Annotated in this window: 23 protein-coding genes and 1 tRNA gene; 8 read left to right on the top strand and 16 right to left on the bottom strand. The window is 59.9% G+C overall.

Annotation, left to right across the window (positions count from 1 at the left end):
• Window positions 1-69: 69 nt before the first annotated feature.
• From atpB to rho, 7 genes are all read right to left on the bottom strand, one after another.
• Entirely contained in the window at window positions 70-882 is an 813-nt protein-coding gene (gene atpB, locus HW450_RS12270) for a F0F1 ATP synthase subunit A (protein WP_182385889.1), read from the bottom strand.
• Between the two features lie 363 nt (window positions 883-1,245).
• On the bottom strand, window positions 1,246-1,656 hold the full coding sequence (locus HW450_RS12265; protein ID WP_182385888.1) for a hypothetical protein: 411 nt from the start codon (window positions 1,654-1,656) through the stop codon (window positions 1,246-1,248).
• Window positions 1,646-2,803, bottom strand: coding sequence for an MraY family glycosyltransferase (locus HW450_RS12260; protein ID WP_182385887.1), 1,158 nt, complete (start codon window positions 2,801-2,803; stop codon window positions 1,646-1,648). Before HW450_RS12260 ends, HW450_RS12265 begins: the two co-directional genes overlap by 11 nt.
• Window position 2,804: 1 nt before the next feature.
• On the bottom strand, window positions 2,805-3,455 hold the full coding sequence (locus HW450_RS12255) for an L-threonylcarbamoyladenylate synthase (RefSeq protein WP_182387543.1): 651 nt from the start codon (window positions 3,453-3,455) through the stop codon (window positions 2,805-2,807).
• A 39-nt stretch (window positions 3,456-3,494) separates the two neighbouring features.
• The gene (prmC, locus tag HW450_RS12250; protein ID WP_182385886.1) at window positions 3,495-4,334 is read right to left on the bottom strand and encodes a peptide chain release factor N(5)-glutamine methyltransferase; all 840 of its coding nucleotides are present in this window, start codon (window positions 4,332-4,334) and stop codon (window positions 3,495-3,497) included.
• On the bottom strand, window positions 4,335-5,408 hold the full coding sequence (gene prfA / locus HW450_RS12245; RefSeq protein WP_182385885.1) for a peptide chain release factor 1: 1,074 nt from the start codon (window positions 5,406-5,408) through the stop codon (window positions 4,335-4,337).
• Window positions 5,408-7,270, bottom strand: a complete 1,863-nt coding sequence (gene rho, locus HW450_RS12240) for a transcription termination factor Rho (protein WP_182387541.1) — start codon at window positions 7,268-7,270, stop codon at window positions 5,408-5,410. The genes prfA and rho overlap by 1 nt, the downstream gene beginning before the upstream one ends.
• Window positions 7,271-7,625: 355 nt before the next feature.
• Here rho and HW450_RS12235 point away from each other — a divergent pair, with 355 nt between their 5' ends.
• A complete protein-coding gene (locus tag HW450_RS12235; RefSeq protein WP_182385884.1) occupies window positions 7,626-9,347 on the top strand; it encodes a long-chain fatty-acid--CoA ligase in 1,722 nt (573 codons plus the stop codon).
• A gap of 54 nt (window positions 9,348-9,401) precedes the next feature.
• Window positions 9,402-10,712, top strand: coding sequence for a hypothetical protein (locus tag HW450_RS12230; RefSeq protein ID WP_182385883.1), 1,311 nt, complete (start codon window positions 9,402-9,404; stop codon window positions 10,710-10,712).
• Here HW450_RS12230 and HW450_RS12225 read toward each other — a convergent pair.
• The 9 genes from HW450_RS12225 to HW450_RS12185 all read right to left on the bottom strand — a co-directional run bounded on the left by HW450_RS12225 (window position 10,709) and on the right by HW450_RS12185 (window position 20,473).
• Window positions 10,709-11,461 carry a hypothetical protein gene (locus tag HW450_RS12225; RefSeq protein WP_182385882.1) on the bottom strand — a complete coding sequence of 251 codons (753 nt, stop codon included), beginning with the start codon at window positions 11,459-11,461 and terminating at the stop codon, window positions 10,709-10,711. The genes HW450_RS12230 and HW450_RS12225 overlap by 4 nt on opposite strands.
• Entirely contained in the window at window positions 11,454-11,930 is a 477-nt protein-coding gene (locus HW450_RS12220) for a hypothetical protein (protein ID WP_182385881.1), read from the bottom strand. The genes HW450_RS12225 and HW450_RS12220 overlap by 8 nt, the downstream gene beginning before the upstream one ends.
• Window positions 11,927-12,388, bottom strand: coding sequence for a hypothetical protein (locus tag HW450_RS12215; protein WP_182385880.1), 462 nt, complete (start codon window positions 12,386-12,388; stop codon window positions 11,927-11,929). Before HW450_RS12215 ends, HW450_RS12220 begins: the two co-directional genes overlap by 4 nt.
• Before the next feature lie 123 nt (window positions 12,389-12,511).
• Window positions 12,512-13,426, bottom strand: coding sequence for a homoserine kinase (gene thrB, locus HW450_RS12210; protein ID WP_182385879.1), 915 nt, complete (start codon window positions 13,424-13,426; stop codon window positions 12,512-12,514).
• A gap of 1 nt (window position 13,427) precedes the next feature.
• A complete protein-coding gene (gene thrC / locus HW450_RS12205) occupies window positions 13,428-14,498 on the bottom strand; it encodes a threonine synthase (RefSeq protein WP_182385878.1) in 1,071 nt (356 codons plus the stop codon).
• A 2-nt stretch (window positions 14,499-14,500) separates the two neighbouring features.
• Window positions 14,501-15,787: a homoserine dehydrogenase gene (locus tag HW450_RS12200; protein ID WP_182385877.1), complete on the bottom strand. Its 1,287-nt coding sequence runs from the start codon at window positions 15,785-15,787 to the stop codon at window positions 14,501-14,503.
• A gap of 73 nt (window positions 15,788-15,860) precedes the next feature.
• Window positions 15,861-17,183 (bottom strand): diaminopimelate decarboxylase, encoded by a 1,323-nt coding sequence (gene lysA / locus HW450_RS12195; RefSeq protein ID WP_182385876.1) that lies wholly within the window; start codon window positions 17,181-17,183, stop codon window positions 15,861-15,863.
• Window positions 17,183-18,835 (bottom strand): arginine--tRNA ligase, encoded by a 1,653-nt coding sequence (gene argS / locus HW450_RS12190; RefSeq protein WP_182385875.1) that lies wholly within the window; start codon window positions 18,833-18,835, stop codon window positions 17,183-17,185. The genes lysA and argS overlap by 1 nt, the downstream gene beginning before the upstream one ends.
• 51 nt (window positions 18,836-18,886) lie before the next feature.
• On the bottom strand, window positions 18,887-20,473 hold the full coding sequence (locus tag HW450_RS12185; RefSeq protein WP_182387539.1) for an L-lactate permease: 1,587 nt from the start codon (window positions 20,471-20,473) through the stop codon (window positions 18,887-18,889).
• 299 nt (window positions 20,474-20,772) lie between these two features.
• On the opposite strand from HW450_RS12185, the gene HW450_RS12180 reads away from it, so the two are divergent.
• The 6 genes from HW450_RS12180 (at window position 20,773) to HW450_RS12155 (ending at window position 25,748) form a co-directional block, all read left to right on the top strand.
• Complete coding sequence (locus HW450_RS12180; RefSeq protein WP_182385874.1) at window positions 20,773-21,558, top strand: (Fe-S)-binding protein; 786 nt, start codon at window positions 20,773-20,775, stop codon at window positions 21,556-21,558.
• Entirely contained in the window at window positions 21,555-23,069 is a 1,515-nt protein-coding gene (locus HW450_RS12175; RefSeq protein ID WP_182385873.1) for a LutB/LldF family L-lactate oxidation iron-sulfur protein, read from the top strand. Before HW450_RS12180 ends, HW450_RS12175 begins: the two co-directional genes overlap by 4 nt.
• Window positions 23,062-23,694 carry a LutC/YkgG family protein gene (locus HW450_RS12170; RefSeq protein ID WP_182385872.1) on the top strand — a complete coding sequence of 211 codons (633 nt, stop codon included), beginning with the start codon at window positions 23,062-23,064 and terminating at the stop codon, window positions 23,692-23,694. Before HW450_RS12175 ends, HW450_RS12170 begins: the two co-directional genes overlap by 8 nt.
• A gap of 88 nt (window positions 23,695-23,782) precedes the next feature.
• Window positions 23,783-23,855 (top strand) — tRNA-Arg (locus HW450_RS12165).
• Between the two features lie 254 nt (window positions 23,856-24,109).
• A complete protein-coding gene (locus HW450_RS12160) occupies window positions 24,110-24,667 on the top strand; it encodes a hypothetical protein (protein ID WP_182385871.1) in 558 nt (185 codons plus the stop codon).
• Between the two features lie 142 nt (window positions 24,668-24,809).
• Complete coding sequence (locus HW450_RS12155; protein ID WP_407926245.1) at window positions 24,810-25,748, top strand: IS3 family transposase; 939 nt, start codon at window positions 24,810-24,812, stop codon at window positions 25,746-25,748.
• Window positions 25,749-25,753: the final 5 nt, after the last annotated feature.

The raw sequence follows: 25,753 nt of genomic DNA, 5'->3' as shown, positions 1-25,753 counted from the left end.
GTGATGTTCTTGGAAAGCGAGTGGTTTTTGATTTTCAGATGTTTTGGAGCCGTTGCAGCTCCGCGGGGGTTAGTGTTCGTCTGCGTGCAGCGAAAGTTCGATGTAGACGGCAACCAACAGAGCAAAGATGTATGCCTGCAGGAAGACGACCAGCAGCTCGAAGAACGTGAACGCAATCGCGGCCAGGATGGTCACGCCAGACAGGGCGGTCCAGCCGTTGAACTGCCAGAAGAAGAAGTTCGTAGCAGAGAACAGCAGCACCAGAATGATGTGGCCAGCCAGCATGTTTGCCAAAAGACGGAGAGTCAGAGTGGCAGGTCGCATGATGAACGTCGAGAAGAACTCGAGTGGGACCACCAGGAGGTGGAGTGCCCAAGGGAGGTTAGGAATAACCACGGAGGACTTCATGTACTTGAAGAAGCCGTAGCGCTTTGCGCCGGCGTAGATGAAGACCACGTATCCAAACAGAGCCAGTACCAGTGGCATACCGATACGGACGTTTGGAGAAATGTTCATTCCTGGAATGACGGTTGGCGCGTTCATGAAGAGAACCAGGAAGAAGATAGTCGCGATGACCGGAAGGAACCGACGCCCCTCCTTCTTTCCAAGGATGTCCTCGGCAATGTGAATACGCACGAAGTCAAGACAGAGTTCTGCGAAGTTCTGCACGCCAGAAGGGATGAGCTTCGGGCTGCGCATTGCGATAACAAAGAAGACCGCGAGGATGAGAGTCATCAAAAGACGAATCAGCATCAAACGATCAAGTGCAAACCAGTTGTTGGCAACGTCGGTCAGCCAGAGGCCTACCTTTTCGCCAGCTTCGGTTACGTGCCCCGGGAAAAGTTCATGGTCCAGATTAGGTGCGTGAAACTCACCCTTCATGGACAGTGTTGTAACGCTCAGCGTTCTCTCCCGTGTTCGGGCCGCTTTTTCGCAAAAGCGGTGCGATGGAGGTCTAAAAATCTTGCCTGATTCACCTTGGACTCCGTCGCACATCATCAAAGTGAACCTGCGGAGAAACCCCATCAGTCGTTTCCCCGCAGCATAAAAGTTACGGTTCCTGATGGAAGTTGCCCGCTATGCAGACTAGCAGGTGTGAATGAGTTTTACCCAAGTTGCGCGGGGGGTAGTTTTATCAAAATGTAACGCCCGGCAGGAAACCTATCCTGACCGGGCATTTCACCACTTTGTAAGGTGGGTCACACGTTGAACGATTGGCATTTTCGGGGGTACAAAAACAACGGTTTAGGACACGTATGTGACCTTAGATGTAACTACCCCCCACGCCTCCGCCGCGAGCACCACAACGAGGGCTAGAGCAACGGTGACCACGAAGGCTACACGATCATAAAATTGCAGGTCTTTAAGCACATACATGATGATCAGAAGCACCACGATCTTGAGCAACCAGCTACCCAACACGATAGCCCCGGTGGTTGCTGGAGTGGAGTTCGCCGTTATCAACACACTCAACACAGTCAACAACAGGAAGCCACCCCCGATCGCTGCCCCCAGGAGCGCGCCCCAAATTCCTGGCAACTCCCGGATGCCTCCCCAGAGCGCGAGCGATGCCACGGTAACGATCAGCAGGCCGATCCAACCAAATTTGAGCGCCCGTAGCAAAGGGCGCCGATGGTCGTCATACTCACTTGTCATAAGCTGCTACCCTACCCCACCGACTCCTTCGCAGCGGTATGAGCGTCCATGCGATGGCGAGTACGATGCCGATGGCAATGCCGCCGAGCGCGACCCGGGCAGGAAAAACCGTAAAACCCACTGCACCGAAAGCAACCACCGTCACCCAGGCGTATAACACCAGGACTACATGGCGGTGAGAATGCCCCAAGGCCAACAGCCTGTGGTGCAGATGCATCTTGTCTGCCGTGAAAGGCGACTGTCCTTTGGATACACGGCGGATAACTGCCAGCACTAGGTCCAGTGTGGGGATAAACACTGCGGCTATCACCACGATGAACGGGGACAACGTGGCCACGATATCAGCGGGGCCATACAGGGTCATGTTGATCTTGCCAGAGGCTGAGGTTGCAGCTGCCGCTAGCAGCAGTCCGATCAGCATGGATCCAGAGTCACCCATGAAAATACGTGAGGGCTCAAAATTGTGGGGCAGGAATCCGGCACACATGCCGAAAAGCGCAGCTGCGATGATCGCCGGCGGATATGCCGCGACGGTGCCGCCTTGGTCGTAGAGCACGGTTAGTGAGAACGCGAGGATCGCTAACGCCGCAATCATTCCGAGCCCCGCGGCGAGCCCGTCCAGCCCATCGACAAAGTTGATGGCGTTGATGAGCATGACCGTAAACAGTGTAGTCAAGATTGTTGACTGGACTTGGTCGAGAAAAACGGTGGACCCGCCGTCAAACGGCATGTACAGCAGGGTCCAGGACAGGCCGAGTAGGCTCATCACCACTGCTCCGGCCAGCTGGCCGATAAGTTTAGTGACGGCATCGAGCTCGAAGAGGTCATCGAGCACTCCCACGATCACAATCACGAATCCGGCCCACACCACCGCGTCCATTTCCGGTGTCACGGGACGAAAACCACGGGTGAGGGCCGGCAGCAGGCCTGCTAGGTAGACCGAGCACAAAAACCCAGAGAACATGGCAACGCCACCGAGCCGCGGCTTGGGCACGGTGTGTACGTCGCGGTCGCGGATGGCGGCGAGCTTTCCCCACCGCACCATAATGTGCCTAATGATGCCGGTGGTGAGGAAGGTGACCGCAGTCGCCACGACAATGACGAGCGCGATTTCCCGCAGTGGTACCCCCACTGCCCCGGTTCCCATATCAGCGTAGGCTTTCTGCAGTCACTCCTAGTACCGTGGCGATCTCTTCGGCGGAGATGGCCCCTTCGCGGAGCAGGCGCGGCGCCGGTCCGGAGAGATCGACGATGGACGATGGTTTACCTACTGGGCACTCGCCGCCGTCGAGGTACACATTGACGGCATTTCCGAGCTGCTGTTTCGCGGCCACGGCCGTGGTCGGTGGGGTGTGTCCGGAAATATTTGCGGAGGACACGGCCATCGGACCGGTCTCACGCAGCAGTTCAATGGCCACGGGGTGTAGTGGCATGCGCAGCATGACGGTGCCGCGAGTATCGCCCAAGTTCCAGGTGAGCGACGGGGCTTGCGGTACCACGATGGACAGGCCGCCGGGCCAGAATGCTTCGACGAGGGTGCGGGCCTGCTCCGAGTAGGTGTGGACCAGGCCTTGGATGGTGTCCCAGGATCCCACGAGGACCGGAACGGGCATGTCAGGGCCGCGGTGCTTGGTCTGGAGGAGGCTCGCTACAGCCTGGTTGTCGAAGGCGTCGCAGCCGAGTCCGTACAACGTGTCCGTGGGCATGACCACGAGGCGTCCGGAACGCACTGCGTCGGTGGCGGCGCGCAGGCCGAGTGCCCGGGTCGCTGGGTCTTGACAGTCGTAGATACGGCTCACGGTGAACTCCTTGTGAATTGGGGTAATCAAACGAATAGTTTACTCTGCTGGTTTCATCGCGGTCACGTAGCGATCTCTCCCGCCAAGATCCTGATGGGAGATGATTTCTTCAAAACCGTACTGTTCCAGCACTGCGCACACGAGGTCGGCTGTCGCGTCGTCATGTTCGATGGCTGTGACTCCGCCGGGGGCAAGGAGCCGGTAAATGGTGGGCGCCATCGCGGTGATGACGTCCATCCCGCTTTCGCCGCTGAACACGGCGTGGTGCGGGTCGGCCCGCACTTCCGGTTCCACAGGGGTGGTTTCGGGCACGTACGGCGGGTTGCTAAGAACCATGTCGCACCGCCCATTGAGGTTCGTCAAGAGATCGGGGGCGGTGGCGTCGCCAAGCACAGTGCGTACACCGAGCGGATCGAGGTTACGCTGCGCCCAGGTCATCGCCTGCGGGTCGATTTCCACGGCTGTGACCAGGGCAGAGGGCACCAACGACGCGACGTAAGCGGCCAGGGTACCGCTGCCGGTGCATAGGTCGACCACGCACGGCTTATCGACGCCCATCCCCCGCAATCGCTGCACCGCCCAGTCACCAATGAGTTCGGTTTCTGGACGAGGCACAAAAACCCCCGGCCCCACTAGGAGATCGAGGTGGCCGACTGGCGCGCTGCCCACGATGTGCTGCAGCGGTTCGCGGCCGGCGCGACGCGCAATGAGCTCGCTGTATTCGGCGGGCATCTCATCGGCGCCGTGCAGGAACAGGTCCATGCGACTGATGCCAAGGCACCAGGCTGCGAGGGACTGGGCGTCGTGAAGCGGCGATGCCACCCCCGCGTCGGCGAGGGTGGCTGCTGCTGCCTTGACGGCCTGGGACACGTCCGTCATTTACTCGGCTTCGAGTCGCGCTGCGCGATCAGCTGCCTGAAGCGCAGCGAACAAGTCATCCATGTCTCCACCGAGGACGGCGTCGAGGTTGTTGGACTTGTAGTTAATGCGGTGGTCGGAGATGCGGTTCTCCGGCCAGTTGTAGGTGCGGATACGCTCGGAGCGGTCCATGGTGCGCACCTGAGCAGCGCGCCCCTCAGCGGCTTCCGCTTCCGCAGCTTCTTCCTGCATCTGCTGCAACCGGGCTGCCAGCACCTGCATGGCGCGGGCCTTGTTCTGGATCTGGGAACGTTCCTTCTGACACGTCACCACCAGGCCGGTGGGCAGGTGGGTCAGACGGACAGCGGAGTCTGTCGTGTTCACGCCCTGGCCACCCTTACCGGAGGAACGATAGACGTCAACGCGCAGATCCTTCTCATCAATCTGCACGTCTTCAATCTCGTCTGGCTCCGGGTACACCAGCACACCAGCTGCGGAGGTCTGAATGCGGCCCTGAGATTCAGTGACGGGGATGCGCTGCACGCGGTGCACTCCACCTTCAAACTTGAACACGCTCCACGCCCCATCGCGGGAAGGCGTCTTGGAACGGATGGACAGGGTGATGTCCTTGACGCCGCCCAGATCCGACTCAGCAAGACCCAGAATTTCGGTGCTAAAGCCATGCTTTTCGCAGTATTTCTGGTACATCTTCAGCAGGTCACCGGCGAACAGAGCGGCTTCTTCACCGCCAGCACCAGCCTTGATCTCCATGACGATGTCATCACCATCGTGCGGATCACGTGGCGCGAGCAGATCGGTAAGCTGCTCTTCCAGCTCAAGCACACGTGGCTCGAGGCGATCGACCTCCGCCTGGAAATCGTGATCCTCGTAGGCCAGTTCCTTCGCCTCTGCCAGATCTTCCTTCGCCTGGGACAGCTCCCGGTACACGTTGATGATCGGCTGCAGCTCGGAGTATCGCTTGCCTACCTTGCGCACCTGGGCAGCGTCGTTCGCAAACTCCGGGTCCTGCATCTGGGCCTCGAGGCCCTGGTACTCGGAGAGGATATCGTCGACAACTGAAACCTCTGCGGCCATTAGGAGAAATCCTCCTCGCCGGTCGCAGACGCAGCCATAGGAGCGGACGACGCGACCTGCATGAGGAACTCGCCGTTCGACTTGGTCTTCTTCAGCTGCTTGATCAGCAGGTCAATCGCCTGCTGGTTGTCCAGAGCCGAAAGGATGCGACGCAGCTTGTGCATGATGCGTGCTTCCTCAGGGGCCAGCAGCAGCTCGTCCTTGCGGGTGCCGGACGGATTCACGTCCACGGCTGGGAACACGCGACGCTCGGAAATCTTACGATCCAGCTTGAGCTCAGCGTTGCCGGTGCCCTTGAATTCCTCGAAGATCACGGTGTCACCGGCGGAACCGGTCTCCACCATGGCGGTGGCGATAATCGTGAGGGAGCCACCGTTTTCGATGTTGCGGGCAGCACCCAGGAAACGCTTTGGCGGGTACAGCGCGTTGGAGTCCACACCACCGGACAGGATACGGCCCGAGGCTGGGGAGCTGTTGTTGTAGGCACGCCCCAGGCGGGTGATGGAGTCCAGGAGAACCACCACGTCCTGTCCCTGCTCCACCAGGCGCTTAGCACGCTCGATGGCCAGCTCGGCGACGGCGGTGTGCTCGCTTGGCGGGCGGTCGAAGGTGGATGCAATGACCTCACCCTTGACGCTGCGCTGCATGTCCGTCACTTCTTCCGGACGCTCATCAACCAGCACCACCATCAGGTAGCACTCAGGGTTATTCGTCGCGATAGCGTTAGCGATGTTCTGCAGGATCGTCGTCTTACCGGCCTTTGGCGGGGAGACGATCAGGGCACGCTGACCTTTACCAATCGGCATGATCAGGTCGATCACGCGGGTGGTCAGGATTTTCGGATCGGTCTCCAGGCGCAGGCGCTGGTTCGGGTACAGCGGTGTGAGCTTGGCAAACTCTGGGCGGTTGCGAGCTTCCTCCACAGTCTTGCCATTCACCGAGTCAACGCGGACCAAGGCGTTGTACTTCTGACGGTTACGGCCACCCCCGTGGTGCTGGCCTTCGCGCGGCATCTTCACCTGGCCAGTGATAGCGTCGCCTCGGCGCAGCCCGAACTTGCGGATCATCTGCTGGGTGACAAAGACATCAGCCTGGCCAGCCTGGTAACCGGTGGTACGCACGAATGCGACATTGTTGTCCACGATGTCCAAGATGCCGGCGACTGCCTGCAGGACATCGTCCTCGCGAACTTCCTCGTTGTCGCGGTTGTCGCGATTGTCCCGGTCGCGACGGTTGCGACCGCGATCGCGGCGGTTGCGACGGCCACGGCGCTCACCGCGATCCCCACGGTCACCGCGATCCCCACGGTCACCGCGCTCGTCGTCACGCTCGGAGCGCTCGGAGCGCTCGGAGCGGTCAGTGCGCTCACCTTGGTCACCGCCATCGGCCGCGGATTCGGACTTGTTGTCCGCGGTGGACTGGTCCTGCGCTTCTTCGCGCGCTTCCTCACGTGCTTCTTCGCGCTGTGCGGAACGGGCGCGGTTGCGACGAGCACGGCGGGCAGCGGAGCGGGACTCGTACTTGTTTTCGCTGGTGTTGCCACCCTCAGCTGCGTTGTTGTCACCGGCTGTTTCCTGCTCAGGAGTGTCACTGGACTGAGCTGCGGTTGCAGCCTCGTCCTTGGCGCGGGTCTCCGCGGTGGTAGCGGTGGCGCGGCGACGCCGTGGAGCTGCTTTTTCAGCTGGCTTTTCCGCTGCAGCGCTGTCGGTTACGGCCGGCGCATCGGGCGCTTTTTCTTTCGCGGCCTTTGCCGCCTTAGGTGCTTTTCCGCCGGATTGGATCGCAGCGATCAGTTCCGACTTTCGCAGTCCGGAGATTCCTCGAATGCCACGTTCTTCTGCGATTTTGCGAAGTTCTGGCATACGGAGTGCGCCGAGGTTGGTGGTAGCGCCGTCGTTGGCTGTGGCGCTGTCTGCTTGAGTCACAGAGGTCCTTTCGCGCTTCACCAGGTTTGTTGCTTACAGCAGTTGATCCCTGGAAGCTTCTGTGGAATTCATCGTGCGGTGCAAAACACCGCTTTTACGTTGCGCTGGGGGAAGTGAGTCCCAGGACGCAAGCGCATTGAGGTACATCGTGTGAGGAGCCGACTCGCTGTGTGAAATGTGCACATGATGTGCGGTTAGCGTTACGTTACTGTCGGTTCACGGCCAAGTGTAGCGCATGCGTTCGGTTTTACTTACATTGGCGCGGGTTAGTGACGCAGCTAGAGTAGTAAGCATGCTGAGCACGATGCAGGACATGCCCCTTTTGGTGTCGCGGATTTTGTCGTACGCGGAAACCGTTCATGGGGAAACGACGGTAACCACGTGGACGTCGGAGGGGCCTGTAGAGCAGTCTTTTTCCCTGATTGGGGCGCGTGCTGCGGCGTTTGCCCACGTTCTGGAACATGACCTTGGGATCACGTCTGACCAGCGAGTTGGTTCACTTCTCAACAATCGCGTAGAACACCTTGAAGTGATGTTCGCCACAATGTGCAAGGGCGCGGTGTTCACCCCGCTGAACAAACAGCTGATGGGCGATCAGATCCAACACATCATTAATCACTCCGAGATGGAAGTGATCGTCGTCGAGCCTCGCCTGGTGCCAATCCTGTGGCCACTTCTTCCCCACTGCCCGAAGGTGCGCGCCGTGGTGTACACGGGGTTGGAGCCGGCGCCGAGCGAGCCACTACCGGAAGGCATCGCACTGTTTTCGCTAGAGGCGCTTCTCGACGGCAAGCCCACGCATTACGAGTGGCCAGACCTGGAGGAGCGGACAGCCGCAGCCATTTGTTATTCCACCGGAACCACGGGCGCCCCGAAGGGCGTAGCCTATTCCCACCGCTCGCTGTACTTGCAGACCATGAGCCTGCGAACCACAGATTCCATGGGTATTTCGCACGGTGATCCCTTTTTGTGCTGCATCCCGATCTACCACGTGCTTAGTTGGGGTGTTCCGCTGGCAGCGTTCATGTCGGGCACTCCCCTCGTGTTCCCGGGCGCGGAAACAAGTCCCGCGGGGTTGGCGCAGATTATCGCGCAGACTCACCCGCGTGTGGCTCATGGCGTGCCAACCATCTGGATTTCTCTGATGGTGCATTACTTAAGCAATCCGCCAGAGCGCATGAGTTTGCAGGAGATTTTCGTTGGCGGTTCTCCGGTGCCTCCGGTGCTCATCAAGCTCTGGGAAGAGCGCTACGGTGTCGATATTGTGCACGTGTGGGGCATGACCGAGACGGGCACGGTGGCTACGGTCGCCCGTCCGCCACGCGGTGTGTCGGGTACCAACCGTTGGGAGTACCGAATCAGCCAGGGTAGGTTCCCGGCGTCGGTGCAGTATCGGGTGGTTAATGACGGCAAGGTCATGGCCTCCTCCGACCGGAACCAGGGCGAAATTCAGGTCCGTGGCCCATGGGTGACGGGCAGCTACTTCCATTCGCAAGCAGAAGACAACGGTGGGCCGGCTGCGGTGTTCCGTAATGAGGCAGTTGAGGACGCGCCACAGCAGTTCACTTCCGACGGCTGGCTTCGCACCGGAGATGTCGGTTCTGTCACCGCTGACGGCTTCCTCACCGTGGAGGACCGCGCCCGCGATGTGATTCGTTCCGGTGGCGAGTGGATTTACTCTGTGCAGCTGGAGAATCTGGTGATGGAGCACGCCGATGTGGTTGAGTGCGCCGTGATTGGCTACCCGGACGATAAGTGGGGCGAGCGCCCACTGGCCGTCACAGTGCTGCATGAGGGCATTACTGCGGGCAAGGACACCGCGGAACGACTGCGCGACAGCTTGCGGGAGAAGTTGCCACGGTGGATGCTGCCGGAGTATTGGGCGTTTGTGTCGAGCATCGACAAGACGTCGGTGGGCAAGTTCGACAAGAAGGACTTGCGCCAGCACCTTGCCGACGGCGAGTACCACGTCATCAAACTGCTCGGGCCGGGCGAGTCGAAGTCACAATCCTGATACTTTTCTCGCTTCGCCCCGCGCTACCGCAGTGTCTCTGGCTATACTGTGGCGGTGAAAAAACTCATGGCGTCGGTAGCGGAAAGCCTGTCCATCCCGTTCCAGGGCTGCAAACTCCTCGTACGTCATTGGCCTGCGCTCATAGTGGTGTTGTGCACTGCGTTTGCGGTGCGTGCCGCGGTGCTGTGGGGCGCGGTGGCGGTATCCGACTCCTCGCCACTGATCGCTACTTTGGTGGTGCCGCTCGCGCCGCTGGCGGTGATGACCGGCATTATTATCGCGTTGTGGGTAATGCAGCCTAGCTTGCCTTTCCTCTCTACTGCGGTGAAGGCTCCTCGCGCGGGCTACCTCAGCACAACCCGCCTGTTGACCATCGGCGGTCTGCTCATCCCGTTCCTCACTGTGTACGCCTCTAATGGGCTACTCAAGGACGACCTGCGTACCTTTGTCTACGACGCAACCCTTGACGAGTCTATTAACACCTTCACCACTACTGATTTCTCCCGCGTGTTCATCAACGACACCACCGCAGCCCTCATCCTCATCATTGTGGTGTTGTTCCTCCGGAAACTGATCGGCTTTTTCGCGCTCGGCGAACGTCACTTTGGTATCGCGTCCTTTTCCGCGTACCTTGAGGCGCTCTGGATGGTTTCGTTGTCCGCGATGCTCACCGCGAACATCAATGGGATCAAAGAATGGCTGACCAGCCGCGCGGTCATCGCTCCCGCCTACCACAACTTTCTGGTGGCTAAGGAAACGCTGATCGAGAATACGGGAATCGTCGGCAAGCTGTATGTGGGCGCCGGCGTCGTCCTCGCGAAGCTTGATGACACCATCGTGGTTCCCCTCGCCTGGCTTACCCTAGGCGCGGTTCTCTTCGGCACTACCCTGCTGCCGAAAAAGAAAGCCACCCCGGAAAGCCACACTGGAAAACACGCGAAGACACCGCGGTCCCGATGGGCGTCGTTCAGCAAGCACCGCGCTGTGGTGGCCACCCGCAGCCAGGCCCAGTCGCTGCTGGACACCGCTGCTCAGCCGATCTGGGGCCCGATCAAGTTGTCCTGGGACGGGCTCAAGAAACTCGCGATCGCTGGCGTAGTGCCCATGATCGTGTTCTGCCTGATTTTCATCCTGTGCTCGATCACCGAGCTGGCAACGGTTTACCTCGGGCGCGCGATCATGGGCCCGCAGGACTATCTCGTTGCTGCCACGGTGTCCCCTTATATTTTTGTAGCGGGACGGATCGGCTACTTCTTGGTGGCGCTGCCGCTGCTCGCGGCCGCGTTGGATCGCTACCTGCGGCACTCCTACGCGGCCGACGCTGCGGAAGCTGCGGCGGAAGAAATTGTCAGCGTGAGCGACTAATTCTTGGGCACAATGTCCGTTCCCGGCTCTGGCAGCTCCAGTTGAAGGTAGAACGGCTTCTCCCACGCGATCTGGAGAGTCTTCGGGGTTACTCCCGGTGGCAATGCGAACACGTTGACCTTACGCCAGGTTTCCGGCCGCTTATTGTCCGGATCTTCCTGTGGATCTGGATCAAAGATCGATGGTGCATCGGGTCCGGTGGCTTCGGGCGGGACACAGGCGTACATCGAGGAAAAGTTTTTGTCGAAGTTTTTATCGCCGATCAGCTCCGAATAGTTGCCGTACGATGTGCCATTGGTGTCCGTCAGCCACGTTTCACACCATGACAGGGTGATGTCAGGCTGAGCTTTCCAGCTCGTGGCCACTGCCCACAGCTCCACATCCGCGGTGGGCTGGAAGTCCGGGAAATCTATCTCTTCTAGTTTCTGCACGGCAAACACCTCCACCTCCGCAGCACGCCGGAAGGTGTGCTCCTCGGTGACGAACTCCCGATCAAAATGGGCCGTTTCCCCTGCAGCTACGGATACCGCTTCCGAGAATGTGTTGGGCTGGTACACGTGAAAATAGCGGAAAGAAGACGCTGCGATGACGGCTGCGATAGCTGGGAGCAGCGCTACAGTCCACCTTTTGTTGGCCTGCCACCACGAGCGACCATCTTTACCGGCGCTTCGCTCGATACGATCGAGTTCCTGTTGCGCTGCTTGCTCCACTTCCCAACGCTCGGCGTTCGTCAGTTCAGAATCAGCCATTGGTTCCTCCCTCCAGGGTCAGTGGGTGCACGATTACCGGTGCGGCAGAGTCCGAGTAACCCGGGTGAACGCGGAGTACCGCGTTGTCGGTGGCGTCCCGCGCGACTTCAAAGCCTACTGTGCACGTGACTGGAACTCCGGTTTGCACAGAACCGCACTTGGGAGGGCGCAGCGGGTTGATGTCGCGGTTTTTCCCATCGACGAGCGTTGCATATGGCGGGCGTTGGTATTTAGACGTTGTGAAGCCGAATTGAATCTCGATGAACGTCTCGGTTGTCCGGTTTCCGTCAACGCTGTCAGTGAGCTTCGCTTTTACGTCGCCGAGCTCACCAAACCCCGGCGCCGTATTCCCGGAGTACTCAAAGGGGCGCGCGAAGGTGTCTTGTGGGTTCGGCATCCTCTCGCGAATCGTGGTTGACATGATGACGGCAAGGAGGATCATCACCGCCAGTCCAGCTTTTTGTTTCATCGCAGCTGCACCTTCGCCACCGGAGTGGCATCAAGCCACTGCATGGAGCCGTCCAAGGATGATTTGCGCCAGGTAAGCGAGTTGATTTCGAGCACTTTGGCTCCTGGGGAGTCCGGCCAGCTAGCAATGATGTCCGTTTGCACTCCGGGAGAAATGGTCAGCACGGTCACTGGGAAAATGTCCGTCTCGCGGGTGAACACGGGATGCCCTGCGCTGTCTTTTAGTTGAAACGCGCGAGACAAATCCCAGCTGCCGCGGAACGGATGTGAGGAGTTCAGCGTAATCGACAGCGGAACCTCAATTCTGCCGTCGACGACGCGAGACTGGCCGACGACGACGGTGTATGGGGTGGTCTCCACCGTCTGACCACTGGCCGAGACAGCGCTCAGCTTTGTCATGCCCGCAGGTTCAGCGGCCTCGAAACCGCCGGAAAGTCCCAGCAAGCCCACGACGCCCACGGCAGCAACCTACATGATGTTCCCGGAGGTCAACAAGTCCGAGGCGAGGTAGGACACGAATTTCGAGGCGGTTTTGTTTTCGCTCACCTCGACATTATAGGTAGACGAGATCAGTTTCGCAGGCTATTTTTCGACTGTTACTTGAACACCGTCAACGATGTCGAGGTCCATGACGCGCAACCCCGCTGCGAGTGCCTCTTCCCGAAGGTCCTGCGGGAAATCCTCCACATGCAGCGCTAACGCGGTGGGCCCGGCACCAGAAACGAAGGCAGCCAAGCCACGGTCGCGCATCTTCTCCACCCACTGCGTCGTCACAGGAAGCGCCTTCGCTCGGTAGCCCTGGTGGAGGCGATCCCTGGTAGCTTCCACGAGCAGCGCTGGATCGTGTTGGATGGCATGGGTAAGGAGTGCGCATCGGGCGACGTTGAACCGGGCGTCGATATGCGGCACCGACGCCGGCAGCACGCGACGCACCTCGCTTGTCGACGCATAGGTCTCCGGCACTATCGCCGTCGCCCGCAGCCCAGGGAATGGTGGCACGGATACGGCTTTAAATTCCGTGGCACCGTCATTATTTTCGGTCCAGGAAACCACGAACCCGCCGAGGACAGACGCCGAGGAGTTATCGGGATGTCCTTCGAACGTGGCCGACAGGTGAACGACCTGCTCCTGCGTCAGCACGTTTCCGGCCAGCGCGTTGCCCAAAGCCACACCCGCGACAGCTGCCGACGCCGACGAACCTAGTCCGCGCGACTGCGGAATCCGGTTCACGCAGTGGACTTTCAGCCCAGGCGCCGCTACCCCAGCTTCGGCCAGGGCAAGCCGGATGGCCTTGATCACCAAATGCTTTTCGGAGCGAGGCAGAATGTCTGCGCCCTCACCTTCGATGGTGAGTTCCAAACCTTCGGCGATGACTTCGGCGGTGAGGTCGTCGTAAAGCCCCAGCGCCAGCCCCAGCGTGTCAAAGCCGGGTCCCAGGTTCGCAGACGAGGCTGGGACACGAACGTGCACCGTGGTGCCGATGGAAAGCTGACGCATGTTATTTGAGTCCCAAAGCCTCGGCTACGGCAGCGGCGTCAACCTCGATTGGGTGCGGCTCGGTCATGGACAGCAGCGCGGTGTCTGGGTCCTTCAAACCGTTACCCGTTACGGTGCAGACGATGGTCTGGCCCTTCTCAATCAGGCCCTCTTCGTGCGCGGCTAGGATACCGGCCACCGACGCTGCGGAAGCAGGCTCCACAAACACGCCTTCCTTGGCAGCGACTAGGCGGTACGCTTCCAGGATCTTCTCGTCGGTAGCTGCGTGGAAGCGACCGTTGGATTCTTCCTTAGCGTTCATCGCACCGTTCCAGGACGCTGGGTTACCGATGCGGATCGCGGTAGCGATGGTCTCTGGCTCCAGCACAGGCGCGCCACTGACCAGCGGAGCCGCGCCCGCAGCCTGGGTACCGAACATGCGTGGCAGCTTGGTGGACTTGCCAGCGTCGTGGAATTCCTTGTAGCCCTTCCAGTAGGCGGTGATGTTGCCCGCGTTCCCCACTGGCAGCGCGTGGATATCAGGGGCATCTCCCAGGACGTCGATGATCTCGAAGGAGGCGGTCTTTTGGCCTTCGATGCGCATCGGGTTCACGGAATTCACCAGTGCGATCTCTGGGTACTCCACGCAGGTCTTTTGTACCAGTTCGAGGCAGTCATCAAAGTTGCCCTTGACCTGGATGATCTCTGCGCCGTACATCACTGCCTGTGCCAGCTTGCCCATGGCGATCTTGCCTTCTGGGATCAGGACGCAGGACTTGATTCCGGCGCGGGCGGCGTACGCTGCTGCGGATGCGGAGGTGTTACCGGTAGAGGCACACATCAGGACCTTCTTGCCCTGGTGTACAGCGTCGGTCACGGCCACGGTCATGCCGCGGTCCTTGAAGGAACCGGTAGGGTTGGCACCCTCCACCTTTAGGTACACCTCGCATTCGAGGAGGTCGGAGAGGTAGTTAGCACGGATCAGCGGGGTGGCACCTTCCAGCAGAGTGACAGCCTCGACGTCATCGCCGAACGGCATGTACTCGCGGTATTCGTTGATCAGGCCTGCCCAGCCACGATGAACTGCGTTCATTCTTACTCACTCTCCAGTCGGATTACGCTGTTAACAGACTTTACTTCGTCCATGGACTTCAACTTTTCCACTACCCCCGCGAGGTCACGCTCGTAGGCGTGGTGTGTGACCACGATCAGGCGGGCGTTCTCGCCCTTTTCCTCCTGACGAACGGTGCGCAGGGAGATCCCAGCGTTGGAGAACTGCTCTGCAATGCGAGCAAGGACGCCCAGCTGATCATGGACGTCCATGTCCACGTGGTAGCGGGTGCTGACATCACCGAAGTCGGCAATCTTCAGGTTGGCGTAGGTGGATTCGCCTGGGGCACGGCCGCCATGCACCTTGTTGCGGGCCGCTCCCACCAGGTCACCGAGCACGGCGGAGGCGGTTGGGGCGCCACCGGCACCGTTTCCATAGAACATCAGGCGACCAGCGGCTTCTGCCTCTACGAAAATCGCGTTGAAGGACTTGTTCACGCTGGCCAGTGGGTGGTCCCGTGGAATCAGGGTTGGGTGGACGCGGGCGGAAACGGTGTCGCCGACCCGCTCGCAGATGGCGAGCAGCTTGATGGTGTGGCCCGCGTTCTTAGCTGCGTTGATGTCCGCAGCGGTGATCTTGGAAATGCCCTCGCGGTAGACGTCGTCTGCGGTAACGCGGGTGTGGAAGGCCAGGGTCGCCAGGATGGCGGCCTTGGAGGCGGCGTCGTAGCCCTCGACATCAGCGGTTGGATCGGCCTCTGCGTAGCCGAGGCGGGTGGCCTCCGCGAGCATGTCATCGTAGGACGCGCCGGTGGAGTCCATCGCGTCAAGAATGAAGTTGGTGGTGCCGTTGACGATGCCCATCACGGACTTCACACGGTCGCCTGCCAGGGAACGACGCAGTGGGCCGATCACTGGGATCGCCGCGGCGACAGCTGCCTCGTAGTACAGGTCGACGTTGGCCTCATCGGCGGCCTCCGCGAGCTCGGCTGCGTGAGCCGCGACCAGCGCCTTGTTGGCGGTCACTACCGACTTGCCGGCTTTGAGGGCAGCGAGCACGAGCTGGCGTGGGTAATCGATGCCACCGATGACCTCGACGACGATGTCAACGTCCTCACGGTTAATGAGGCTCATGGCGTCAGTAGTCATCAGGTGCGCGGCAGGAGAATCCTTGTGCTTGTCCAGGTCGGATACTGCGACGCCCTTGATCTCCAGCTCGCCACCAATGCGATGAGTAAGGTCCTCGGAGTATTCGCCCATCAAGCGGAGGACTTCACTACCTACGGTGCCGTGGCCAAGAATGGCGATGCCTACTGTAGTCTTTTTACCCATCGAAAAATCCCCTAGAGTTGCGTGCGAATAACTTCCACATTATTGCAGACTATTCGCACGGCCACCACGAGGGTTACCCCTCTAGAGCGAGAATGTCCTCCAGGGTCTCCCGGCGCAGCATCAGCTTGGTGCGCCCGCCACGGACGGATACCACTGCTGGTCGGCCGAATTGGTTGTATCGGGAGGACATGGCGTAGCAGTAGGCGCCGGTCGCTGCCAGCGCGAACAGATCGCCGGTGGTGATGTCGTCGGGGTACTGCTCATCGTCGATGAGGATGTCTCCGGATTCGCAGTGGCTGCCGACTACTCGCGTCGCGGTCGGTTCCCCATCCACGAAGCGACTGACCACCCGGCCGTCGTACTGTGCGCCGTACAGCGCGGGACGAATGTTGTCGCTCATGCCACCGTCCACGGCGATGTAGCGGCGGGTTTTTTCGTCGGTGACGTGCACGTCTTTGATCATGCCCACCTCGTACAGGGTCACGGTGGATGGTCCCGCGATCGCGCGGCCTGGCTCCACCATCACATGCGGGGTCTCAAGGCCTAGCTGGGCGGCATGGCTGCTCACCTTGTCGATCAAGTCGCGTGCCACCTCAGCCACGTTCAATGGCTGTTCGTCAGCGGTGTAGGCAATGCCGTAGCCACCACCGAGATCCAGGATGGCGAGCTGGTGTCCGTATTCCTCATGAATCTGGCTCACCAGCCCCAGCACGCGCTCGGCGGCGAGCGCGAAGCCGGTGGCGTCGAACACCTGCGAACCGACGTGGCAGTGCAGCCCCACCAGGTCCAGGTTCTCCGCGGTGATCGCAGCGCCCGCAGCGGCGAACGCGGAGCCGGAAGCGAGAGAGAAACCGAATTTCTGATCCTCGTGGGCGGTGGCGATCATTTCGTGGGTGTGTGCCTCCACACCGGGCTTCACCCGCACCAGCACCTTTTGGATGGTGTCGTGCTTAGCTGCGATCAGGTCTAGCAGTTCCAGCTCAGCGGCGTTGTCTAGCACGACGGCGCCGACGCCCTCCGTCACGCACGTTGTGAGGAAGGCAGCGGATTTGTTGTTGCCGTGCACGGTGATCCGCTCGGCGGGGAAACCTGTGGCCAGCGCGATGCCGAGTTCATTGGGCGAGGCGGCATCCAGGCTCAGGCCCTCTTCATCCACCCAGCGGGCAACCGTGGTGGTCAGGAACGCTTTGGAGGCGTAGTGCACCTTCTCGGCACCGAACGCAGCTGCCATATCGCGGCAGCGCGACCGGAAGTCGTCCTCGTCCACGACGAACAAGGGCGTGCCGTATTCTTCGGCGAGTTCGGTCAGTGGTACGCCACCGATGGTGACAATGCCGTCTTCTTCCCGACGCGCAGTGCGTGGCCAGACGTGTGCTGGGAGTTCGTTAAAGGTCATTACATCTTTTCCGGTGCGGTGATTCCGACGAGGCCAAGCGCATTGGCCAGGGTCTGGCGGGTCGCGGCTGCCAGCGCCAGGCGAGCGCCATGGATAGGCTGCTCGGTTTCATCGGCCTTGGGCAGGATCTGGCAGGTGTCGTAGAAGCGGTGGAAGCTGCCAGCGAGTTCTTCGGCATAGCGCGCGATGCGGTGCGGTTCGCGCAGCTCTGCTGCGGACTTCACGACGGCTGGGAATTCACCCAGCGTACGGATAAGTTCGCCCTCGCGCTCGTGGGTGAGGAGGTCGAGGTTGTCGGTGCTCACCGCGACGCCCACCTCAGCGGCCTTACGAGCGATGGAGCACAGCCGGGCGTGTCCGTACTGCACGTAGTAGACCGGGTTTTCGCTGCTTTGCGACGCCCACAGCCCCATATCGATATCCAGGGAGGAGTCCACCGAGGACCGGATCAGGGAGTAGCGCGCTGCATCGACACCCACGGCCTCGACCAGGTCGTCGAGAGTGATGACGGTGCCGGCGCGCTTGGACATGCGCACTGCCTTACCGTCGCGGACCAGGTTGACCATCTGTCCGATCATCACTTCCACGGCATTCGGGTTGTATCCCAGGGCCGCGGCTGCTGCCTTAAGACGGGCGATGTAACCGTGGTGGTCGGCGCCCAACATGTAGATGCACAGGTCGTGGCCGCGTTCAATCTTGTCCACCACGTAGGCGATGTCGCCGGCGATGTAGGCGGCGTTACCGTCAGACTTGATGACGACGCGGTCCTTGTCATCACCGAAGTCGGTGGACTTCAGCCACCAGGCGCCTTCGTTTTCGTACAGGTTGCCATTGGCCTTGAGCATCTCCACGGCGCGGTCCACGGCACCCGATTCGAAGAGGGAGTTTTCGTGGAAGTACACATCAAAGTCGGTGCCGAACTCGTGCAGGGACTCCTTGATGTGGGCGAACATCATCTCCACGCCACAGGCGCGGAAGGTTTCCTGCATCTGTGCTGGTTCTTGCTCCAGAACTCCTGCATTCTGAGCAACAACCGCGGCTGCGATTTCTTCGATGTAGGCGCCGGCGTAGCCATCCTCAGGAGTGGGCTCACCCTTCGCGGAGGCAACGAGGGAGCGAGCAAAGCGGTCGATCTGACCGCCGTGGTCGTTGAAGTAGTACTCGCGGGTGACCTCAGCGCCGTTGGCAGCGAGGACGCGCCCCAGCGAGTCACCCACTGCGGCCCAGCGGGTGCCACCGAGATGAATCGGGCCGGTGGGGTTAGCGGAGACGAACTCCAGATTGACCTTGAGTCCCTGGTAAGAGTCGTTATGCCCGTAGGCATCCCCTGCTGCCAGCACAGTGGAGACGATGCCACCCTGTGCAGCGGCGGCCAGCCGAATATTGAGGAAGCCAGGTCCGGCGATTTCAGCAACGTCGATGGCGTCATCGCTGCCCAGTGCCTCAGCCAGCCAACTAGCCAGCTCGCGTGGGTTCACCCCGAGCTTCTTGGCGATCTGCAGCGCAAGGTTCGTTGCGTAATCGCCGTGTTCGGGGTTGCGAGGGCGCTCCACCACCACGGTCTCCGGGAGAACGGTTACGTCCAGTTCTTTGTCCTCTAGGACGGTGGTGGCGGTGGTCTTGATGAGGTTACTTAAATCTGCAGGAGTCACGGTGGTCTATCCTAATGCACCACTGACGGCGACTCAGAATTTGCCGAAGGTTTAGGCAAACAGGAACACCACGACGCACATGAACGCCAGCAGGCCGAAGGAGAAACCTGCAATTGCGCGCATGATTTGCGCTTCGCCATTGTCCATCTTGGCGGCGGCCGCCGCGATGGAAACGGTCTGTGGGGACAGCATCTTACCGGTGACCGCACCAGCAGCGTTCGCCGAAACCAGCAAGGTCTGGTTTGCGCCAATGCGTTCCGCGGTGCTGGCCTGCATGTTTGCGAATAGGGCGTTGGAAGAGGTGGCAGATCCTGTCACCGCGGTACCAACCCAGCCGAGCACCGGAGAAAGCAGTGGGAACACCGACCCGGTGGTGGCCAAGGCCGCACCGATCGCTGTCGTCTGGCCCGAGAAGTTCATCACATATGCCAGTGCCATGACCAGAGCGATGGTGAGGAAGCTGAACTTCATGCGGTTCAGGCCGTCGATAAGCTCGCGCAGCGCCCCACCGACGGTGAACTCGCGGTCGGTGGCCGCGTAGACCACAGCGGTGGCGAGGCCACACAGCAGCAGCAACGTGCCCGGCCCGGAGAGCCAGTTGACGTTGAACATGGTGCCGTTGCTGTGGATCTTGCCGTGCAGGCCGGGCCACGCAATCGCAATGTCCGTGCTCTGCAGCCACGCAGGGATGTCCACCCCGATACGCCACAGCTTCGCGACGCCAAACACCACAACCACCAGCACATAAGGAAACAGCGCCAAGGTAGTCCGCTGCACTGTGAGCGGCGATGCCGACACGGCAGAGGCCTGCTCCTCTGGGGTCGTAGGCGCCCACACTTTAAGGAAAGCAATGCCCACCGACAGCGACAGCAGGCTGGCCACAACGTTGGTCAGCTCGTAGGTGAGGTAGTTCGACGCGAGGAACTGGCCGCCGGAGAACGTTGCGCCCAGCACCACGGCGACCGGCCAAATCTGTCGAAAACCGCGGGAACCATCAAGGACGAAGCACAGCACAAATGGAACTACTGCGGCGAGGATCGCCATGAGCTTGCCGGTGGTGGCTGCGACGTCATGAAGTGGTTGTTCGGACAAAATACTCGCGGTCGTCACAGGAATAGCCATGGCGCCGAATGCGACAGGAGCGGTGTTAGCAACCAGCGTCGTAATCACCGCACGCAGCGGCTTGATACCGATGGCCAGCAGCATCGCCGTCACGATCGCGATGGGAGCACCGAAGCCCGCGAGAGCTTCCAGCAAGCCACCGAAGGAAAACGCGATGAGCAGCGCCTGAACGCGCTGATCGCCCCGGCCAAGTGCCGCGAAAATCTGACGCAGATCCTCAAAGCGATGCGCCCGGACGGTGAGGTCATAGATCCAGACCGCCATCCAGATGATGAACACGATAGGGAACAGACCGAACATGAGACCCTCGGACATGGACAGCGCCGCGAGCTTAGCGGGCATCCCGAAACCGACGACCGCTCCGAGGAGGGCGGTGACCAGCGCGGCAGCTGCGGAAACGTATGCAGACTGCTTCAGCCCCATGAGAAATAGAAAAAACACAATCAACGGGGCGAGCCCCACAACAGCTGTTAGCGGCAAACTACCCGCAACCGCGTCAACAGCCGGTACAAACACAGGTTCCTGTGGCATTTAACCCTCCAAGTTGGGCTTTTGTTTGTTTTATATGCAAATTACAAACATTTTCCTTCCCAGGCTAGCAAGGGGCACCCCCGAGCGAGAAGTTGCAAAAGCATGACATTGGATACATTTAGATAAATACATAAGTGCTGGTAGCTGGATAATATTATGAAATATCTCAACTTTCCCACCGCAAATTTTCCCGGTATGCTGGACCATAGAAATCGCGCGATTTAAGTAACTAATTACTTTTCTATTTCTTTTGACTTTGCCCGCAATACAACAAAGGAACACTCATGCGAGTTGCCCTCTTCTCCACCTGCATCGGTGACGTCATGTTCCCCGATGCAGTGAAAGCCACCGCGGTCATCCTGTCCCGCCTGGGTTACGACATCGTATTCCCTCCCGAGCAGTCCTGCTGTGGCCAGATGCACGTCAACACCGGCTACCAAAAGGAAGCGATCCCGCAGATCCGCAACTACGTCGACGCGTTCGCTGATTCTTCCATCGACTACGTGGTGTGCCCCTCCGGCTCCTGTACTGGCGCCGTCCGAGAGCAGCACGAGCACGTGGCGAACCGCTACGGAGATTCCGCGCTGGCCAGCGGGGCCAAGATCGCAGCTGCGAAGACGTTCGACCTCAGCGAATTCCTCATCGATATCGCAGGCACCGACGAGCTCGGATCTTACTTCCCACACTCGGTGACGTACCACGCTTCCTGCCACTCCCTCCGCTTCATCGAGGTGGGCGATCGCCCACTGCGTTTGCTGCGCAACGTGGAAGGCATCGACCTTCGCGAGCTGCCCAACGTCGAAGAATGCTGCGGCTTCGGTGGCACCTTCTCCCTGAAGAACCCAGATGTATCCGCAGCGATGATGCACGACAAGGTCCGCCACGTGGTGGAGACCGGCGCTGAGTACGTCACCGCCGGTGACGCCTCCTGTCTGATGAACATCGGCGGTGGCCTCTCCCGCGACAAGACCGGTGTCCGCGTGCTGCATCTGGCAGAAATCCTGGCATCTACCAAGGAACATCCTTGGTCCCCAACGTCAGCTGTGTATGGCAAGGAGGCCATGCTGTGAAAGTCGAACTCGGAACCCCAACCGTGCCACCGCACGCTGCTGACATCAGTTTGCTGCGCGGCGACCACCTCTTTACGGAAAACGTCAAGACCTCGCTGCACAATGAAACGCAGCGTCGCAATCTAAACAAGGCCACCACCACCATTCGTGGCAAGCGGCAGAACGTCGTCGATGAGCTGGACGATTGGCAGGACCTGCGTGAGGCTGGCTCCAACATCAAGCGCGACGTCCTCGCTCGGCTCCCGGAACTGCTTGAGCAGTTTGAGGCCGCCGTTACCGCCAAGGGCGGGCACGTGCATTGGGCGCGGGACGCCAAGGAAGCCGGCGAAATCATCACCAAACTGGTGCAAGAGACGGGCGAGAAGAATGTCGTCAAGATTAAGTCCATGGCGACGCAGGAAATTGCCCTCAACGAGCAGCTGGAGAAGGTCGGCATCCACGCCCAGGAAACTGACCTCGCGGAGCTCATCGTCCAGCTGGGCAAGGACCGCCCTTCGCACATTCTGGTTCCCGCGATCCACCGCAACCGCCAGGAGATCCGCGAAATCTTCGTTCGGGAGATGCCTAACACCGACGAATCCCTCACCGAGGAACCCGCTGACTTGGCGGAAGCCTCCCGTTCCTTCCTCCGCCAGCAGTTCATGCAGGCGAAGGTCGCTATCTCGGGCGCAAACTTCGGCATTGCCGAAACCGGAACGATTGCCATCATGGAGTCTGAGGGTAACGGCCGCATGTGCCTGACCCTCCCGGAGACGCTGATTTCAGTGATGGGCGTCGAAAAGCTGCTGCCTACCTTCAAAGACCTTGAAGTGTTCCTGCAGCTCCTCCCCCGTTCCTCCACCGGCGAGCGCCAAGCCCCGTACGTCTCCACCTGGTCGGGTGTCACCGAGGGCGACGGGCCGCAGAACTTCCACGTGGTGCTCGTGGACAACGGTCGCACCGCCGTGCTTGCCGACGCCATTGGCCGCGAAGCGCTGAAGTGCATCCGCTGCTCTGCCTGCTTGAATGTCTGCCCGGTCTACGAGCGCGCGGGCGGCCACGCCTACGGTTCCACCTACCCGGGCCCCATCGGCGCGATCCTGACCCCGCAGCTGACCGGATTCAATGATCACCACGATCCGAATGCCTCGCTCGCCTACGCCTCGACGCTGTGCGGCCGATGCAACGAAGTATGCCCGGTGAAGATCCCGATCACCGACGTGCTCCTCGAGTTGCGCCACAAGAAGATCACCGACGCCAAACCACCAATCGAGAACCTGATTTTCGATGCTGTCGGCCTGACCTTCGGCAACCAGCACGTGTGGAGCCTCGTCACCAAGGTCATTTTCATGGGCCGTATCCTCGGTGGTTTCAACGGCAAGATCGATAAACTCCCAAGCTTCCTCGGCGGCTGGACAAAGGTCCGCGACACCCCAGTCCCGCCAAAGAAGAGCTTCCGCACCTGGTTCGACAGCAAAGAGGGCCAAGCACTGCTTGCCAACGCCCGCGAGAAAGGCATCCCCAATGACTAGCGCAAAGCAGGAAATCCTGGAGCGCATCCGCAACGCGCACCAACTCGCTGGCACCCCGCCCGGGCCACACCCCGTGCCACGCGACTACCACACCACCTTCACTCACTCGGAGGAGGAACTGCGAGAAATCTTGATCGACAGGCTCGTCGATTACAAAGCAATCGTGGAAGAATCCACGGAGGCCGACCTGCCCGCAACCATCGCCCGTATCCTGGGCGATCGGGGCGCACAGACCGTCGTACACGCCCCAGGGCTCCCCGAGTCCCTGTTCGCGGAGTTCAGCGGGGTCGCCACACCAGATTCCTCTGACACCGACCCCCGCGGGCTCAATGACGTCGACGCCGTCGTCACTGACTCCCACGTCACCTCCGCACAAACCGGCACTATCTGCCTCGCAGCCAACGACGTCTGTGGCCGCCGCGCTCTCACCCTCGTCCCCGACGTCCACATCTGCCTCGTGCGCAAGGACAACGTGGTCTACTCGGTACCCGAGATGGTCGGTCGCCTTGACCCGGCAGTGCCTAACACCATGATCTCCGGACCATCCGCAACCTCCGACATCGAGCTCAATCGCGTCGAAGGTGTCCACGGTCCACGCACCCTGATCGTGATTTACGTATCCTGATTTCAGTCTCGCGGCGGCGAGGTGCTAAACTCGGCACGTCGCCGCAACGCGAGGTGCTAGGTGTAGCACCTTAGTCGCAACGCGACTCGCCCTCGTAGCTCAGGGGATAGAGCGCTGGTTTCCGGTACCAAAGGTCGGAGGTTCGAATCCTCTCGAGGGCACAGCTAAAATGCAGCCCCGTTCTCTTCGGAGAGCGGGGCTGCGGTGTTTCCTGTGGTGACTTTTGGCACCTGTGCGACAGTGGGCTGTATGCACTTGGCTTTGCGCTATTCACGAGGCCTGGCATGTGGTTTCTACGTTGGCCCTGACATTACCCTCCCGAAGTTCGGGATCGCGGAGGGACTGCGGACGTTTTCTTGGAAGGTTTTACGCGGCACCAAGCCCGGTGCCCACACCGGGAGAAAGCCTTCAAACTATGCCTACCGACCAACCTGTTACTCCTCGACGTAGGTACCAGCGTTATTCCTCCGAATTCATCGCCCCTGTTGTCGCGACCTACCTTCACAACCCCACCTCGTGGGCAGCCTTGTCACGCACCTTCGGCCCCAGTGATGTGCGCATCAGACAGTGGTGCCGGCTATACAGCGATGTCGTTGACACACCGCACAACATCCCCTTCGATGAGCTCGTTGCTGCCATTATCAAAGCCGTGGATGAAACAAAAAAGACAAACCACCGCGCCGCCACCACCGGTCGAGGCGCGCACAAGCAGCGCATGCACCAACAGCTTTATGATTGGCTACAAGCGCAAGGCGTGGATGTGCAGTTGCTGGAATCCATCCCGAAGCACATCCCAGGCGCTGACATGTTCGCCACCCCTGACATGGACAAACTCACCAGCAACCCGGATGAGCTGAAGAAGATTTTACGTCAGCAGCAACTGGCCTACGCCGTGCTTGCCCAGCGGCAAAAACTGGTCGAAGAAGGGATCATCCGCCTGGGAAAAGACCACGCCCCGACATGGGGTGTTTAAGACATCACCCGGATCGCTGTTGGGGTGATCGCCCAGGGATTTGCTGTGGCGGAAACGTTGCGGTTTTTAGGTCTTGCCTCCTCGTCGTTTTACTACGCCCGCACGCGGCTTGATCACCCAGGTTTAGCTCGTCGCGCGTCGCTTGCTGCTTAAGGTGATTAAGATCTGCGATGAAGAGCATTATCGGGTCGGGTACCGGGTAGTGCATGCGATCTTGAAAGAAACCGGCATACGGGTATCAGAGAAGATCGTGCGGGAGATCATGGCCGAGTTTGATCTATCCCCGAAGATCAAACGACGTCGATCCTACAGCTCCTACAAGGAAGAGACGGACCCGAGTGTGGCCAACCGGTTGTATGTCGCCGATGAGAAAGGCCGTACAGCGCATGAAGAGGTCATCGAGCTGTCTGCCACCTACCGGGAGTGTGTGGACGATGATGGTGTGCCGGTGTTAACTCATGATTTTTATGCTGATGCCCCGAATCAGAAATGGGTCACTGATATCAGTGAAATCCCCTGTAAGGACGGTAAGTTGTATCTATCCCCGGTTATTGACCTGCATGATAGGTATCCGGTGTCGGTGATGATTGGTCATCGTCCGTCGGTGGCGTTGGTGACCGAGATGATCCAGGATGCGATCGATCAGCTAGGCCCTGGTGAAAAGCCGATTATCCATTCGGATCGGGGGTTTCATTACCGGGCGAAGGCGTGGTTTGAAACGATCACGGTCACTGACAGCACCACGCCGGTTGAGGATTTGGCCGATTACCGGGTGATTCCATCGATGTCGCGGAAAGCTACCAGTGGTGATAATGCTGCGATGGAGGGGTTTTTCGGTGTGTTAAAACGTGAGGTGTTTTATTACCACGATATTAATCAGAGGGAGTTGACAAAAAGTCAAGTGGTGACTCTGTTGGATGAGTACATTACTTGGTATGTTTATCGCAGGCGGTTTAAACGCCGGGGATATCGAACCCTGGCTGCAAGCCGGGGGTTGGAACCGTTACTGACCGATATGAGAGTGTCAAATGGTTTGTGTGTGGGGTTTCCACCACATAGCCGGAAGGATGAACCATTATGACTGTT

Source organism: Corynebacterium hindlerae (assembly GCF_014117265.1).
GTDB lineage: Bacteria > Actinomycetota > Actinomycetes > Mycobacteriales > Mycobacteriaceae > Corynebacterium > Corynebacterium hindlerae.
Note: the sequence above shows the minus strand (reverse complement) of the source record. Positions and strands in the feature narration are given on the sequence as shown.